Consider the following 14,769-nt stretch of genomic DNA (forward strand, 5'->3'; position numbering starts at 1 on the left):
AACAAGGATGCTGCGCTTTTTTGTTTTCCATGTCGCGCATCCAGGGGCAAGATCCCAACTGTCAATTCAAAATCTTTTTCTTAAATTTTGAACGAGCGAATGCGTGAATTTTGAATTCAAAAGGTGGTCAAGGAGGAATTATAAGTAATTAAGCAGACTTGATATCATTACGATTAAAATTTGCCATTATGGAACCTATACCAAACTTTGAAGAGATAGATTTTCAAAAACACTTACTTGTTCTGCAACGACGCTGGCTACCTGCAACAGGGGTTTTTGCTGTAGTTGTTGCCTTTGCATCCTTGTTGGGATTCTCATTGAAACCCTCATATAAGGCAGAGGGAAGTGTATTGATTAAGACCAATCGTACCCCCTCACTAACGGGTTTGGGGGAAGGTATAGGACGGCTTGAGCCTTTGGCTATGACAGGCGATCCGTTAGATACTCAGGCAGAGATAGTTGTATCTGTTCCGGTTATTGAAGAAACAATTGAGGAACTTGACCTTAGAGACGACGAAGGCAAACGCATCAAAATTGAGGACTTGACCAAAAATATTAAAGTAGAAGGTGCAAAAGGAACTGAAGTCCTGCAAATTTCCTACTCTGACAAAAATGCCGAACTGGCTGCAAAAGTTGTCAATAAGGTAATGCAGGCTTATATCAAGAATAACATAGAAGCGAATCGCGCTGATGCAGTCTCAGCCCGCAAGTTTATTCTGCAACAATTACCTGCAACAGAGGCAGCTGTAAGGCGAGCAGAGTTAGCCCTGCGTAAGTTCAAAGAGGAGAATAGAATCATCTCACTGCAAGAAGAAGCAACTGCATCAGTTAATGCAATTGCCACTTTAGACGACCAAATTTCTCAAGCCCAAACTCTACTAGCAGATGCCAACGCTCGATTACAGAAGTTACAGACTCAGGCGAAAGTCGATTCGCAGCAAGCTGTGACCTTTGCTGCATTAAGTCAAACCGAAGGAATTCAACAAGTGCTCACTCAACTCCAGGAAGCGCAAAGCCAGCTTGCACTTGCGCGAACCCGTTTTCAGCCCGGACATCCAAGCATCATAGACTTGGAAGAAAGAGTTGCTGCTCTCAATACATTACTAAAGGAGCGGAGCAACCAGGTGGTTGGCAACAATCAGCAAATCCCTGTAGGGAATTTACAGACAGGACAACTGAGACAAAAGTTACTTGAAGATTATGCTCGCACTGAGGCAGAACGCGTCGGTTTAGTCAAACAAATCATGACACTGTCCGAAAAGCGGTCTAGCTACAAAGAACGAGCAAATGTCTTGCCCAAGCTAGAACAGACGCAACGTCAGCTTGAGCGGAAGCTGAAAGCGGCTCAAACAACTTACGAAACACTCTTGACGAGACTGCAAGAAATCCAGGTAGCAGAAAACCAAAATATTGGAAATGCTCGTGTCGTCTCCCGAGCATTGGTACCAGATAAACCTGCAGGTCAAAGAAAAGCTCTGATGATTGGGGGTGGAGTCGTTGTCGGTGGCATACTTGGTATCATTACTGCCTTCAGTTTAGATTTGATTGACCGCTCGATTAAAACGCTTAAAGAAGCCAAAGAACTTTTCAAATACCCCCTGTTGGGCATTATTCCTTCTGTAAGTAGCAGTGGCAAAAAGAGTTATTCCGTCAAAGGTATAAAGCAACCAATTCCCAGAGTGATTGGCAGAGACATTCCCCAGTTTCCTGTTGGTGAGGCGTACCAAATGCTGCAAGCCAACTTGAAATTTTTAAGTTCGGATAAGGAAATACAAACGATTGTGGTTACCAGTTCCGTGTCTCGTGAGGGAAAGTCTGAAATAGCTTCAAATTTAGCTGTCGCAATAGCTCAAGTGGGGCGTCGGGTGCTGCTAGTAGATGCTGATATGCGTCATCCAGTCCAGCATCATGTCTGGAACATGACGACTGGGCTTGGTCTGTCGAATGTCATTGTTGACCACGTTTCTATTGAAAGAGCGATAGAGCAAGTCATGCCCAACCTATACGTTCTTCCCTCTGGAGTCTTACCCCCTAATCCAGTTGCACTATTGGATTCCAAGCGGATGGCTGCATTAGTCACCTCCTTTGCAAAGGAATTTGATTTCGTAATTTTTGATACCCCCAGCTTATCGGGAACGGCAGACGCTGCTGTTTTAGGCAAGCTAGCTGACGGTATCTTACTGGTAGTTCGTCCTGGCGTCATTACAGTGGAGAGTGCGATCGCTGCTAAAGAGTTTTTGGCTCAGTCAAGTCAAAACATTTTGGGTATGGTGATTAACGGTGTGAATGTCAAACAAGAGCCTAACAGCAACTTCTACTACACGAAAGCATATCTAGAGCATGATTTGATGTTGCCCAATTCTGTACCAGATAAAGTAGCTCCATCAAAAATTAAAGAAGAGCGGTAAACCAAATTTTAGATTTTAGATTTTAGATTTTGGATTTTGGATTTTAGATTTTGGATTGAACTAATCCAATTTAGGCAAAAAAACCATAACAAAATGATTCATAAGCTAGCTACAGTAACCCAGAAGCTAAGTCCTAACTTGCTCAATATTATCAGCAATACAGCCTGGCTATTTGCTGATAAAATTCTACGGATGGGTATAGGACTGCTGGTAGGGGTTTGGGTGGCTCGCTACCTAGGACCGAAGGAATTTGGTATTTTCAATTACGCGATCGCCTTTACTGCCATATTCAACACCGTTGCTAATTTAGGGCTTGATAGCATTGTTATACGTAACATTGTTCGTCAACCATCCTGCAAGGACGAAGTGTTAGGTACAGCCTTCGTCCTCAAGATGATTGCTCAAGTCGCAGTTATGGTATTGGCGCTTCTAGTTATAGTGGTACTCCGTCCTAATGACACCTTGAGCCACTGGTTGGTTGGAATCATCATAGCGGGAATGTTTTTTGAATCATTTAACGTTATTGAGTTTTGGTTCCAATCACAAGTTCAGTCAAAATACGCAGTTGCGTTTAAGAATGTAGGCTTTGTGTTAGCCAGTTGCGGTAGAGTTTTGCTGCTTCAAATGAAAGCTCCATTAATTCTATTTGCTTGGGTATACTCAGCCGAAATGGTACTGAGCGCCGCTGGACTGCTGATTGCATACCGCTTTCAAGGGTATTTACTTAAAGCTTGGCGGTTTAGCTTTCGCTGTTGCAAGGAGTTACTGAAAGATAGCTGGACACTGATCCTTTCGAGTTTTGTGATCATGATTTATATGCGAATGGATCAGCTGATGCTAGGGCAAATGATTGGCGATCGCGCCGTGGGCATCTACTCAGCAGCAGTGAAGATATCAGAACTTTGGTATTTTGTGCCAATGGCTATCACTAATTCAGTTTTTCCATCGATTGTGAAAGCGAAAGAAGAAAGTACAAATTTGTACTATGAGCGGATACAGAAAGTTCTTGATTCCCTATCAATTTTGTCCTTTGCAGTTGCCATAACAGTATCATTCCTATCTGATCACTTTGTGAATTTGCTCTATGGAGAAAATTACATAGAGGCTGGAGTCATACTGACAATTCATATCTGGACTGGAATATTTGTCTGTTCTGGACTAGTCAGAAGTTTGTGGACAACAGCAGAGAATCTCATGTCGTTTGCATTTATGACAACAGCAACTGGTGCCATTGTCAATTTATTTTTGAACTACTTCTTGATTAAGAGCTATGGAGGTGTAGGTGCTGCTATTTCTACTCTTGTTGCTCAATGTATAGCGTCGTATGCCACTAATGCATTTTTTCCAGAAACAAGGATGTTTTTTATTAGACAGACAAAAGCGCTTATATTACCCAGTCTCTTTATGAGAAATGTTGTATATCTCAAAAAAGATAAAGGATAAAATTTTATGTTTTTCATGAATACAATTAAAGGCACAATACTGTCTTGAAAATACATTGAATGACTCGTATTAAAAATTGTGAAATGATGTAGGAATTATAATGTCAGATTTTCAGTTGAAAACACCGATAGCTTTTATCATATTCAGACGACCCCATACAACTGAAAGGGTGTTTGAAGCCATTCGCCAAGCAAAACCACCGAAACTTTTTGTCATTGCAGACGGACCGCATGCGGATCGTGTTGGTGAAGCAGAAAAATGTGAAGCTACTCGTGCAATTATTGAGCGAGTTGATTGGGATTGCGAAGTTATCAAGAACTACTCTGACACCAACTTGGGCTGTGCAAAATGTGTCTCTAGTGGTATTGATTGGGTCTTCAGCAATGTTGAGGAGGCGATTATTTTAGAGGATGATTGCCTACCGCATCCTACATTTTTTCGCTTTTGTGAAGAATTACTTGAAAAATATAGATACGATACCCGAATTGCCTCAATCTCTGGGCAGAATGTTCAGTTTGGGCGTAGGCGAACAAATTACAGTTACTACTTTTCACGCTATAACCACTGTTGGGGCTGGGCAAGCTGGAGACGGGCTTGGCAGCACTATGACCTTTACATCAAGCACTGGAAGGAGATTCAATCGAAAAGTTTTCTCACTGATATCCTAATGGATCCCCTAGCAGTGAAGATTTGGAGCGATATTTTTCAGTCTGTTTCTGAGAATCCTTTAGGTATAAGTTGGGCTTATCAGTGGACGTTTACCTCCTTTGTGCAGAATAGGTTAGGCATTATCTCGAATGTAAATTTAATTTCTAATATTGGCTTTGGTTCAGACTCAACTCATTTCACTTCTGGCAAAAAAAATCCATACGACAGTCTCCCCACGGAGCCAATAGAGTTTCCTCTAAAGCATCCACCATTTGTTATTCGAGATGATAGAGCAGATAACTTTACGCAAAGTACTCTATATAATCCAGGTCTGCTGCAACTGTTCAAGAATGAAATCAAGAAGATGCTGAAAGGTTTCAAAAAAGCATGATGAGAACCTGAAATTGGAATTTGATTCACAATCGTTTGCACAAAATGAAAGTTTTGCATATTAGCACATCTGATACCAATGGTGGAGCAGCAAGAGCTACCTATCGTTTGCACAAGGGGTTGCAGAATATAAATGTAAACTCGCAAATGCTGGTGCAAGAGAAATATAGCGATGACACAACGGTGCTTGCACCCAAAATTAGACTATCTCAAGGCATAGCACGGGCAAAGCTGACGTTTGATGTTTTGCCATTAAAGCTTTACAGCCAGCGTGATAGAACTACATTTTCTCTCCAGTGGCTACCAGACGGGGTTATTCCCAAGGTGACTCAGATTGATCCAGATATTATTAATCTGCACTGGATGAGTGGAGGCTTTATACAGATTGAAACAATCGCCAAGCTACCGCGCCCGTTAGTTTGGACTCTTCATGATATGTGGGCGTTTACTGGCGGGTGTCATTACAGTGGAGAGTGCGATCGCTACACAAAATCCTGCGGTACCTGTCCTCTGCTTAAAAGCAGCAAAGACTGGGATTTATCCCGTTGGGTATGGCAACGCAAAGCAAAAGCTTGGAGAGATTTAAATTTGACAATTGTTACACCTAGCTCTTGGTTAGCCAAATGTGCCAGTTCGAGTTCCCTCTTTCAGGATTTGCCCATCGAAGTCATTCCCAATGGGCTTGATACTCAAAACTATAGACCTATTAATCAACGTGTAGCACGACAACTACTAAACTTACCTCAAGATAAACAACTTGTTCTATTTGGAGCATTAGAAGCGACAAGCGATAGGAGAAAGGGATTTCATCTATTGCAAGCAGCTCTTGTAGAACTCAGCAAATCTGGCTGGAAAGATAAGTTGGAGGCAGTTATTTTCGGCGCATCTCAACCTCAAAGTCCGCCTGATTTAGGCTTAATAGCAAACTATCTGGGACATCTTTCTGATGATCTCTCCTTAGCAGTTGTTTACTCAGCAGCGGATGTTATGGTTGTGCCATCTTTTCAGGAAGCTTTTGGACAAACTGCCTCTGAGTCTCTGGCTTGTGGCACTCCCGTTGTTGCCTTTAATGCTACAGGTTTAAAAGATATTGTTGACCATCAATTCAACGGCTACTTGGCAAAACCCTATGAAGCTGAGGATTTAGCAAAAGGAATTGCTTGGGTACTAGAAAATCCGGATAGGTATCAGAAATTGTCGCATCGTGCTCGTGAAAAGGCAGAAAAAGAATTTACTTTAGAAATCCAAGTGCATCGCTATTTAGATATTTATTTTCATTTAAAAAAAGAAATACGCAAGCAACCGTAAGCAATGTGAAATTTAACAACGACAAAGCTCGGAGTGTAGAAATTGAACCATCAAGTATTTGGACGTTTGGTACAGACGTTAGAAGTAGCAAGCGTTATTTTATTACTTTTATTTGGCGAAACAGTTGTAGTACCAGACTTTGTTAGAAGTGCCATAAATGTTCTTAGCTATGGAATTGTAATTGTTTTAGTTGCTTCGCAATGGAAGCGAGTTGCATATGTTGCTACGACAAATAAAACTCTATTATGTTTAGTTGCAGTTGGTGTATGTTCAGTTTTCTGGTCTGAAAGTCCACCCGACACTGCAGAACAGGTTAGAGCATTAGTACGTTCAACTTTATTTGGAATATATTTGGCTACGCGATACACACTCAGGCAGCAGATACACTTATTGTCTTGGGTTGGTGGTATATCGATAGTTAGCTGTCTGATTGCTGGTTTTGCTGCACCGTCTTATGGCACTCATATCGTAAACGACCTTGTGTCTTGGAGGGGTATTTATGCCCACAAACAACATATGGGTCGCTTTATGGGTTTCGTAGCTTCAATTTTTCTGATGAATGTCCTCGATAAACGCAGTAATCGCTGGATAGCTTTGGTCGGAATATTCTTTTCATTAATTCTGGTTCGGCTTTCTACTAGTAAAACAGGCTTAATAGTTTTTCTTTTTTCACTATCTATTTTACCTCTTTACAAAATTGCTAAGCAAAAGAAGTATAGGGCATTTTTCCTGATAATAGCATTATTAATATTAAGTACATTAGCGACTTTAATTTTAGTCAATTTAGAAACAATCGTGGTTGATTTTCTAGGAAAAGATATTGAATTTAATGGACGTACTCCATTATGGACACTCATTATCGATAAAGGATTGGAACGGCCTTTAACCGGTTATGGTTATAACGCGTTTTGGACTACAGATGCTTGTTATTATGTCATCAAGAATACATGGTTAAGGTATGAAGAATGGGATCCGAAAAAGCCCTTCCAAGCTCATAACGGGTTTGTAGACTTATTTGTCCAACTTGGTTTTGTGGGATTACTACTTTTTACATTTGATTTTTTTAAAGTTCTATATAAAGTCGTCAATATATTGTTTATAACTAGAACAATAGAAAGCTTTTGGATGTTCCTTTTTTTGGGGCTTTATTTAGTTGTTAATAGTAGTGAAGTGATTACAATAATGGCAACAAATAGTATATTTTGGATTTTTTATGTATCAATAGCTTTTTCATCATCTCTTCAGATAAAGCAAATACGAAAAAATCAACTCATGACATCTTCGAGTCAAGTAAAACTAGCACTTTAGTTGTCATACCTTCTTTAAAAAACGGATATGTCTATGACAGATGAAATGGATTCTAAAAAACTAGCTGTGTTAATGACCTGTTATAACAGGCGCGATACAACCTTGGTATGTTTGCAAGCACTGTACAAGCAAAATACAATTTTTGATGTTTATCTAGTTGATGATGGGAGTTCCGATGGCACTTGCGATGCGGTAAGGGCAAATTACCCAGCAGTTAAGATTCTCAAGGGTACAGGCGACCTTTTCTGGGTAGGAGGAATGCGGCTGGCATTTGCCGAAGCTCTCAAGGAGAATTATGACTATTATCTCTGGCTGAATGACGACACTATAGTTGACCCAAATGCCCTGAGCAAACTGTTTGCAACTCACAATGACCTTATAGAAAAAGGTTTCCCAAATTCCATCATTGTTGGTTCAACCAGAGATGCAATCACAGGCAAACCGACTTACGGTGGTGCTGTACGTTCAAAGCACTGGTACTCCAACAAGTACGAGTTTCTACAGCCAAGTCAGGAAATTCAAGAGTGCGACACAATGTATGGCAACTGCGTACTCATTCCCCGTTCTGTTGCACAAAAGGTTGGTAATTTAGATCCTGCTTTCATCCATAGCCTGGGAGACTTGGATTACGGACTTAGGGCACGCAAACTAGGTTGTTCAGTATGGGTGGCACCTGGATTTATAGGTACTTGCTCTAAAAACTCTGTTCAAGGTAGCTGGGTGGATACTAACCTTCCCATAGGCGATCGCTTAAGAAAGGCGCTTCAACCCAAAGGTTTTCCAATACGAGCATGGACTGTTTTTGCCAGACGACATTCTGGTCCGTTCTGGTTTTTGTATTGGTTCTTGCCTTATCTACGTGCAGTCATTGGTTACAAAAATTTGAGTGCATCTCCTAGTTTTTCTGTAGAAATGAAACAATAAAGTTCAAAAGTTGAACTCCAAATTTTCACAAAAAGCTTGCCAAATTAACTCTATAACTTCACAATTACAGCACTTGTTTCAGATGAAAATAAAGATATTTTCAGATATCCAATATCTTCCTGCAGGTAAGCGTCCTGTTCATTTACTTGAACCTTTCTGGTTAGGACAAATAGGAGAAAATCTTCCTTTTTGGGAGAAAGGGCTTATCAATTATGCAAACCTGAGTCACTCCCTGTTTGAAATTTCTTCGTTAGAAGAAGCAGATATAGCCGTTTTCCCCTGTGATTGGATACACGTCTCAGGAAATACATGGAAAGATAAGGCTAATAAATCACTATATACTTTAGCCATTCAATTTGCCCAGATGGTACAGCAAGCTGGCAAGCCAATTGCTATTTTTTATTGTGGCGATCGCTCTCATGAACAAGTCCCCATTCAGGATGCTTTTGTTTTTCGTCAGTCCCTTATAGCCTCTAAAAGGCGACCCAATGATTTTGTATTTACGGCATTCTACGAAGACTTAGTCGAATTTTACTTGGGAAATGAACTTACCATCCGGCAGAAGCAAGAAAAGCCTGTAGTGGGATTTGATGGTTGTGCTGATCCAGGCAGTTCCACAACGAGGTTAAAGGACTTGATCAGCCAGGGAGTTATGTTGGCAAGGGGTAAAGAATTCTTTTCACCTTATGAGGGGCATCGCCTACGATATGAGGCTTTGAAGTATCTAAGCAACAGTCCATTAGTTGAGCCAAATTTTAAAATTCGAGACAACATGGTATTTTATGACGATGCCAACAACCCGGATAAAAAGCAGAAACTGCGCCTCGAATATGTGCACAACATGGTTGAGAGTGACTACATTCTTTGCAGCCGTGGTCGGGGCAACTTTTCTCTCAGAGTGATTGAAACATTGTGCTGTGGACGCATTCCCATCATAGTTGATACTGGTTGTGTCCTACCTTATGACTTCAAAGTTGACTGGAAAAAATATAGTGTTTGGGTAGATAAAAAAGACTTACCACAGATTGCAGAGAAAGTTGCAGATTTTCACAAAAATCTTTCTTCTCAGGAATTTATAGAACTGCAATATGAGTGTCGCCATCTGTGGAAAGAGTGGTTGTCTTATGAAGGATTTTTCACCAACTTCTGGCAACATTTTCAGATCAATACTTCTAAAAAAGAAGCAGCTTATATAAGTCCACCATGAAGCGTTGATTATAGGTGACTGTTGGCAGCAAAGCGATGGTGAGCAGTATTCAGGTTTTTTTAATACATTTGGAGTAGCTAGATGAAGCAACAGCTATGTTTTCTAGCTGGAGGACCACGTATCTCAACTCATCCCTATGCGGAAATGTCTGGACCTCGTTCCCGTATTTTGGGATTGATAAAAGGTTTTGAATCACTCGATTGGGAAGTCAAGCCTTTCATTGTAGGAGATAGATATCCCAAAAAATGGTCTGCGATGGGTTCTGGGGAGGCAATCAGCAGTGGATTTTTCCGCACCCTAGCAGTGGACATAGTACGTTTGGGACTCGGTGTTGTGAATGCATGGAGAAGTTGGCGAGAACTGGGTAAGCAAGTGGATTGGGTTTATGAATACGCTGCGACTCTCCAATGTCTCGGCTGGATTTTTCAGTGGCATGGAATACCGTGGATTTTACAAGCTGAAGCGCTGTTGTTCTATGAAGCTAAAGTTGAGCGAAAGGCTTTAGTATTAGACGGCATAGCTCAGTGGTTGGAAATTTGGGCTTACCGAAAGTGTGATGTTTTAGCCTGTGTGAGCGAAACCTTGAAGGAAATTCTGGTTCGTGATTTCAATATCCCTGCTGAAAAGATAGTCTTGGTGCCAAATGGCGTAGATACTGATTTTATTAACCCTGAGCGACATTCAGCCAAGCGGGTATTTACAGGTTTCACAGTGGGGTTTGTCGGTAGTTTATATGCCTGGGCAGGGTTAGATTTGCTGCTTGAAGCTTTGTCTGAATTACGAGCCCAAGGAATGGATTTATCACTGGTCGTGGTGGGGGACGGCTTTATGAAAGCTGATTGGGAAACGTATGCTCACCAACTAGGTCTCTCCAGCAATGTAGCTTTCATAGGTCAGGTGCCTTGGTCAGATGTGCCGCAATATATATCTGGATTCGACGTAGGTTACTCCGGACAGGTGCAACTACAAATGGGGAAAATGTACCTTTCACCCATGAAACTCTATGAATACATGGCAATGGCAAAGCCGGTGATAGCTTCAGCTTTTGAGGATGCTCAACGGTTAGTTTGTGAAGGAAAAACAGGTTTTTTATTTCGTCCTGGTGACAAAGATGATCTCAAACGTGCTTTAGTTGAAGCATTTCATCAGAGAGCTGTGTTACCTGAAATGGGATACTTAGCTCGCAAAGAGATAGAAACAAACCATAGCTGGACAGCTAGGGTTCAGGCTTTAGTTGAAGGCGTTGAGCAGATATTGAAGAAACGGTTGTGAAGCGATTGTTGTCTTTACTCCATTGAATCCAGGTTTTACCAATTTGTTGTTAACCAGCAGGGAATACTCCACTGCTGATATTTCCATATCGATGCAGTTTTCCATAAACACATAACGGACTAAATCTTCTCTTCACTCAGCACTTAAACCTTAAAACTGGCAGGGGAATTCCTTTGCCAATGCACTATGTTGCCTAAGTTTATAGACCTTGATAAGGAACTATCTATGAAGCGATTACCGCACACATTTCTCGGCATTCATGTGGATGCACTTTCTATCCCTGAACTCAATTCGTTGATTGCACAATCTATTGAGCAAAGTAAAAAATGGATTATTGCTCATCACAACCTGCATAGCCTTTATCTCTACCATCACGACTCCAAAATGCAAGCCTTATACGCCAAGGCAGACTATGTTCATATTGACGGTATGGCTCTGGTATTGTTAGGGAAGCTGCTTGGTTTTCCACTAAAGCGAGAGCAAAGAGTCACTTATGCTGACTGGGTGTGGTCCGTGATGGCAGAAGCTGCCCAGAAGAGATGGCGCGTGTTTTACCTCGGATCAAAACCAGGAGTCGCAGAGCGCGGAGCAAAAATACTACGGAAAAAGTTTCCGGGTTTACAAATAGCTACAGCTCATGGCTACATCAATACTCAAAAAGGCAGCCAAGAAAATCTGGCTACAATGGCTGCCATTAATGATTATCAACCCCACATATTAATGGTGGGAATGGGTATGCCACGCCAAGAGTACTGGATTTTAGACAACTTAGAGCATATCCATACCAACACCATTCTGCCTTGTGGAGCCTGCATGGATTATGTAGCGGGAGCCATTCCCACTCCTCCTCGTTGGATGGGAAAAATGGGCTTGGAGTGGTTTTATCGCCTATTGAGTGAGCCTAAAAGACTCTGGAGGCGTTACTTATTGGAGCCCTGGTTTATAGCCGGACTATTCTTACGGGAGATTCTCAATGCGTAGTAACCGATTACTGACTAGGCGACATGCCCTATGGCTAGGTTTGGCTAGTTTAACAACCGTAGGGGCTATAGCTACAGCTAAAGGTGCATACCAAAATAAACAGTATCAAGACCAAAAGCTGCAAGCGCTTGGTAATCGACAAAGAAACTTTACAGTTGTTGGCAAAGGGACTCTACGACAACGTGCTGCTGCTAAAGGATTGATTTATGGAGCAGCAGGTCATAAGGAAAAGCTTTCCTCAGATTCTGCTTTTGCAACCCGCTTTGCTCAAGAGTGCGGAATTTTAGTGCCAGAAGGGGAACTAAAGTGGGCTGGTGTGCGCCCTGCCCCAGACAAGTTCGACTTCACCTACAGCGATTGGTTAGTTAAATTTACCCGCACTCATAACATGCTTTTTCGAGGACATACTTTAGTTTGGTATCAGGGTCTGCCTAAGTGGTTTAAAGAAACAGTTAACCGTCAAAATGCTGAAAAATTTTTGGTGGAACATATTACAACTGTTACCAAACACTATGCTGGGCAAATGCACTCTTGGGATGTGGTCAATGAGGCGATTGAACCAGAGCACAAACGAGCTGACGGTTTGCGAAAGTCACCGTGGCTTGAGTTTTTAGGTCCGGAGCACATTGAGCTTGCCTTTCGTGTGGCTGCCCAAGCCGATCCTAAAGCTATGTTGGTCTACAACGATTTTGGGCTAGAGTATGATACCCCCAAAGAAGAAGCGAGAAGGACTGCTGTTTTAAAACTGCTAGAACGTTTGAAATCTAGAGGAACACCAATTCACGCCCTTGGTATCCAAGCTCACCTAAGAGGTCACGAGGCTCGTTTCAATCCTAAGAAAATAAGAAAATTTCTGGCGGATGTCGCTAGTCTTGGTTTAAAAATTCTGATTACCGAACTAGATGTAATAGACCAAAAATTACCTGGAGATACTGCTGTTCGCGATCGCATTGTCGCTAGTACCTATGAAGACTATCTTTCAGTGGTGCTAGATGAGCGAGCAGTCATTGCAGTATTAACTTGGGGATTGAGCGATCGCTACACCTGGCACTCATCATACATTCCACGTTCAGACAAAGCGCCAGTGCGTCCTTTACCACTGGACTCAAACCTCAAACCTAAGTTGGCATGGAATGCACTGGCAAGAGCGTTTGAGGGAGCTCCAAAACGTTAAACCCAGCTTTCCATTTTATTAGTGTATTTCTTAGTGTTCCCACCTTGGCTGTAATGAGTGTGACTACCTGTAATGACTTACAGAGCAGTCAATATGGCTCTTGCGTTCCTATCTACTGAATGCTTTGAGTAGCTAAATATCGCAATCCGCATTGTTTTGTCAATCAAGCATATCTGACTTATCAACCGAATCAAGAGTACAGCTAACAGCAAAAATACAGGAGGGTTAGGATCGTGGCTTCCAGATATTTATCAGTAGCAAGTTTAAAACCAGACTTAAGGTCAGCTAAAGGCACAAGGATACAGAGAGGATTAGCTATAAGATTTCTGCGGGTAGTAACACTTATCTTTTTAGATGTTACTGCTCTAATATTAGCATGGAAGTTGGCAGTATTTTATGGAACTCCATTACAGTCTCCTTGGACACAAAAAACATCTTTTCTACTACTTACTCTTATAGTTGAAATAGGGATATTAGCAGCCCAAGGACTATATCGGGCTGGCATACATCGTCGTAGCTATCCTAATCTGATCAAATCAGTCTCCCTGTCAGAAGTTTTCCTCTTACTGATTGCTTTCCTCTACGAACCAAATCACTATGTTTCGCGCTCGACTTTTCTACTTTTTTGGTTCTTTTCTATAGCCTTTGTTTGTAGTACTCGTTATCTGTTTGATGTTACCACTAAACTAATCCGGAAGAGAGGAGCAGTTCTTCATCCCGTTTTTCTCATTACTGATGCACAAGAGCAAGAGGATCATACTAAGTTAATAGCGCAAGAAAACTGCTACCTCATACTGGGAAGTGCTGACTCTAGTTGCCTGGATCTACGTAACAGAGAGACAACCTTTGAATATCTTCACAAACTGGGCATAGTAGAGGCTTTTGTTTCTTGGAATGCAATCAAAAATCGTCTCTATGTTTGCTGGCATTTCCATACAGCTGGCATTACCCTAAGAATACTCCCAATAAAGAGTGAAGTTCGTCACCCTAAATCCGTATTGTGGATGATTGGTGAAGTCCCCTGTATGACAATTCCAGCACCAATTATTACAGGTAGCGACTTTTGGGTAAAGCGGTGTTTTGACCTTTATTGTTCCATCATTTTGATCATCATACTCTCACCAGTCTATCTGTTGATTGCCCTGCTGATTAAGCTAGATTCTCCTGGTCCAGTGTTTTTCAAGCAAGACCGAATTGGTCTGCATTGTAAGAAGTTCAAGATTTGGAAATTCCGTACGATGGTTGTAAATGCAGAAAAGTTGCAAGCAACCCTAGAAGCAAAAAATGAAATCAAGGATGGTGTTCTGTTTAAAGTCAAAGACGACCCTCGCATCACACGAGTAGGCAAATTTCTGCGCCGTTACAGTTTGGATGAATTGCCGCAACTGTTTAATGTTTTACTTGGGCAAATGAGTTTGGTTGGTCCGCGCCCTCTTCCTGTCAGGGATGTAGAGAGGTTCCAAACAGCGCACTTTATCCGACAAGAAGTTCTGCCCGGTATCACTGGATTGTGGCAAGTTTCTGGTCGCTCGAATATTGAGAACTTTGAAGATGCGGTAAAATTAGATATCGCCTACATTGAGAACTGGTCCCTCTGGCTAGATTTGAAAATTTTGCTGCAAACTGTCAAGGTTGTTCTGCAAAAGACAGGTGCCTACTAATACGAATTCCCCATAAAGATGCAATTTAGGGGTATGTTTCTTCTG

The 14,769-nt window shown here is 41.6% G+C and carries 11 protein-coding genes; all 11 read left to right on the plus strand.

Going from position 1 to position 14,769, the window contains the following annotated elements; translation table 11 throughout:
• Window positions 1-188 precede the first annotated feature (188 nt).
• The 11 genes from ACM0OZ_RS16865 (at window position 189) to ACM0OZ_RS16915 (ending at window position 14,724) form a co-directional block, all read left to right on the plus strand.
• The gene (locus tag ACM0OZ_RS16865; RefSeq protein ID WP_414583969.1) at window positions 189-2,408 is read left to right on the plus strand and encodes a GumC family protein; all 2,220 of its coding nucleotides are present in this window, start codon (window positions 189-191) and stop codon (window positions 2,406-2,408) included.
• 93 nt (window positions 2,409-2,501) lie between these two features.
• The gene (locus ACM0OZ_RS16870) at window positions 2,502-3,851 is read left to right on the plus strand and encodes a flippase (protein WP_414583970.1); all 1,350 of its coding nucleotides are present in this window, start codon (window positions 2,502-2,504) and stop codon (window positions 3,849-3,851) included.
• 100 nt (window positions 3,852-3,951) lie between these two features.
• Window positions 3,952-4,890 carry a glycosyltransferase family 2 protein gene (locus ACM0OZ_RS16875; protein WP_414583971.1) on the plus strand — a complete coding sequence of 313 codons (939 nt, stop codon included), beginning with the start codon at window positions 3,952-3,954 and terminating at the stop codon, window positions 4,888-4,890.
• A gap of 44 nt (window positions 4,891-4,934) precedes the next feature.
• Window positions 4,935-6,197 carry a glycosyltransferase family 4 protein gene (locus ACM0OZ_RS16880; RefSeq protein WP_414583972.1) on the plus strand — a complete coding sequence of 421 codons (1,263 nt, stop codon included), beginning with the start codon at window positions 4,935-4,937 and terminating at the stop codon, window positions 6,195-6,197.
• Between the two features lie 42 nt (window positions 6,198-6,239).
• On the plus strand, window positions 6,240-7,505 hold the full coding sequence (locus ACM0OZ_RS16885; RefSeq protein WP_414583973.1) for an O-antigen ligase family protein: 1,266 nt from the start codon (window positions 6,240-6,242) through the stop codon (window positions 7,503-7,505).
• 45 nt (window positions 7,506-7,550) lie between these two features.
• The gene (locus ACM0OZ_RS16890; protein WP_414584027.1) at window positions 7,551-8,429 is read left to right on the plus strand and encodes a glycosyltransferase family 2 protein; all 879 of its coding nucleotides are present in this window, start codon (window positions 7,551-7,553) and stop codon (window positions 8,427-8,429) included.
• Window positions 8,430-8,511: 82 nt separating this feature from the next.
• A complete protein-coding gene (locus tag ACM0OZ_RS16895; RefSeq protein WP_414583974.1) occupies window positions 8,512-9,636 on the plus strand; it encodes an exostosin domain-containing protein in 1,125 nt (374 codons plus the stop codon).
• Window positions 9,637-9,717: 81 nt separating this feature from the next.
• On the plus strand, window positions 9,718-10,908 hold the full coding sequence (locus ACM0OZ_RS16900; protein ID WP_414583975.1) for a glycosyltransferase family 4 protein: 1,191 nt from the start codon (window positions 9,718-9,720) through the stop codon (window positions 10,906-10,908).
• Window positions 10,909-11,133: 225 nt separating this feature from the next.
• On the plus strand, window positions 11,134-11,889 hold the full coding sequence (locus tag ACM0OZ_RS16905; protein ID WP_414583976.1) for a WecB/TagA/CpsF family glycosyltransferase: 756 nt from the start codon (window positions 11,134-11,136) through the stop codon (window positions 11,887-11,889).
• A complete protein-coding gene (locus ACM0OZ_RS16910) occupies window positions 11,882-13,063 on the plus strand; it encodes an endo-1,4-beta-xylanase (protein WP_414583977.1) in 1,182 nt (393 codons plus the stop codon). The genes ACM0OZ_RS16905 and ACM0OZ_RS16910 overlap by 8 nt, the downstream gene beginning before the upstream one ends.
• A 233-nt stretch (window positions 13,064-13,296) precedes the next feature.
• Window positions 13,297-14,724, plus strand: a complete 1,428-nt coding sequence (locus ACM0OZ_RS16915; protein ID WP_414583978.1) for a sugar transferase — start codon at window positions 13,297-13,299, stop codon at window positions 14,722-14,724.
• Window positions 14,725-14,769 lie beyond the last annotated feature (45 nt).

Origin of the sequence: Scytonema sp. PCC 10023 (assembly GCF_963920835.1) — a bacterium.
GTDB lineage: Bacteria > Cyanobacteriota > Cyanobacteriia > Cyanobacteriales > Nostocaceae > Kalymmatonema.

Bases quoted from the DNA above. Each gene is read 5' to 3' on its own strand.
- ACM0OZ_RS16865 (WP_414583969.1), top strand. From the start codon at position 189: ATGGAACCTATACCAAACTTTGAAGAGATAGATTTTCAAAAACACTTA.
- ACM0OZ_RS16870 (WP_414583970.1), top strand. From the start codon at position 2,502: ATGATTCATAAGCTAGCTACAGTAACCCAGAAGCTAAGTCCTAACTTG.
- ACM0OZ_RS16875 (WP_414583971.1), top strand. From the start codon at position 3,952: ATGTCAGATTTTCAGTTGAAAACACCGATAGCTTTTATCATATTCAGA.
- ACM0OZ_RS16880 (WP_414583972.1), top strand. From the start codon at position 4,935: ATGAAAGTTTTGCATATTAGCACATCTGATACCAATGGTGGAGCAGCA.
- ACM0OZ_RS16890 (WP_414584027.1), top strand. From the start codon at position 7,551: ATGGATTCTAAAAAACTAGCTGTGTTAATGACCTGTTATAACAGGCGC.
- ACM0OZ_RS16895 (WP_414583974.1), top strand. From the start codon at position 8,512: ATGAAAATAAAGATATTTTCAGATATCCAATATCTTCCTGCAGGTAAG.
- ACM0OZ_RS16900 (WP_414583975.1), top strand. From the start codon at position 9,718: ATGAAGCAACAGCTATGTTTTCTAGCTGGAGGACCACGTATCTCAACT.
- ACM0OZ_RS16905 (WP_414583976.1), top strand. From the start codon at position 11,134: ATGAAGCGATTACCGCACACATTTCTCGGCATTCATGTGGATGCACTT.
- ACM0OZ_RS16910 (WP_414583977.1), top strand. From the start codon at position 11,882: ATGCGTAGTAACCGATTACTGACTAGGCGACATGCCCTATGGCTAGGT.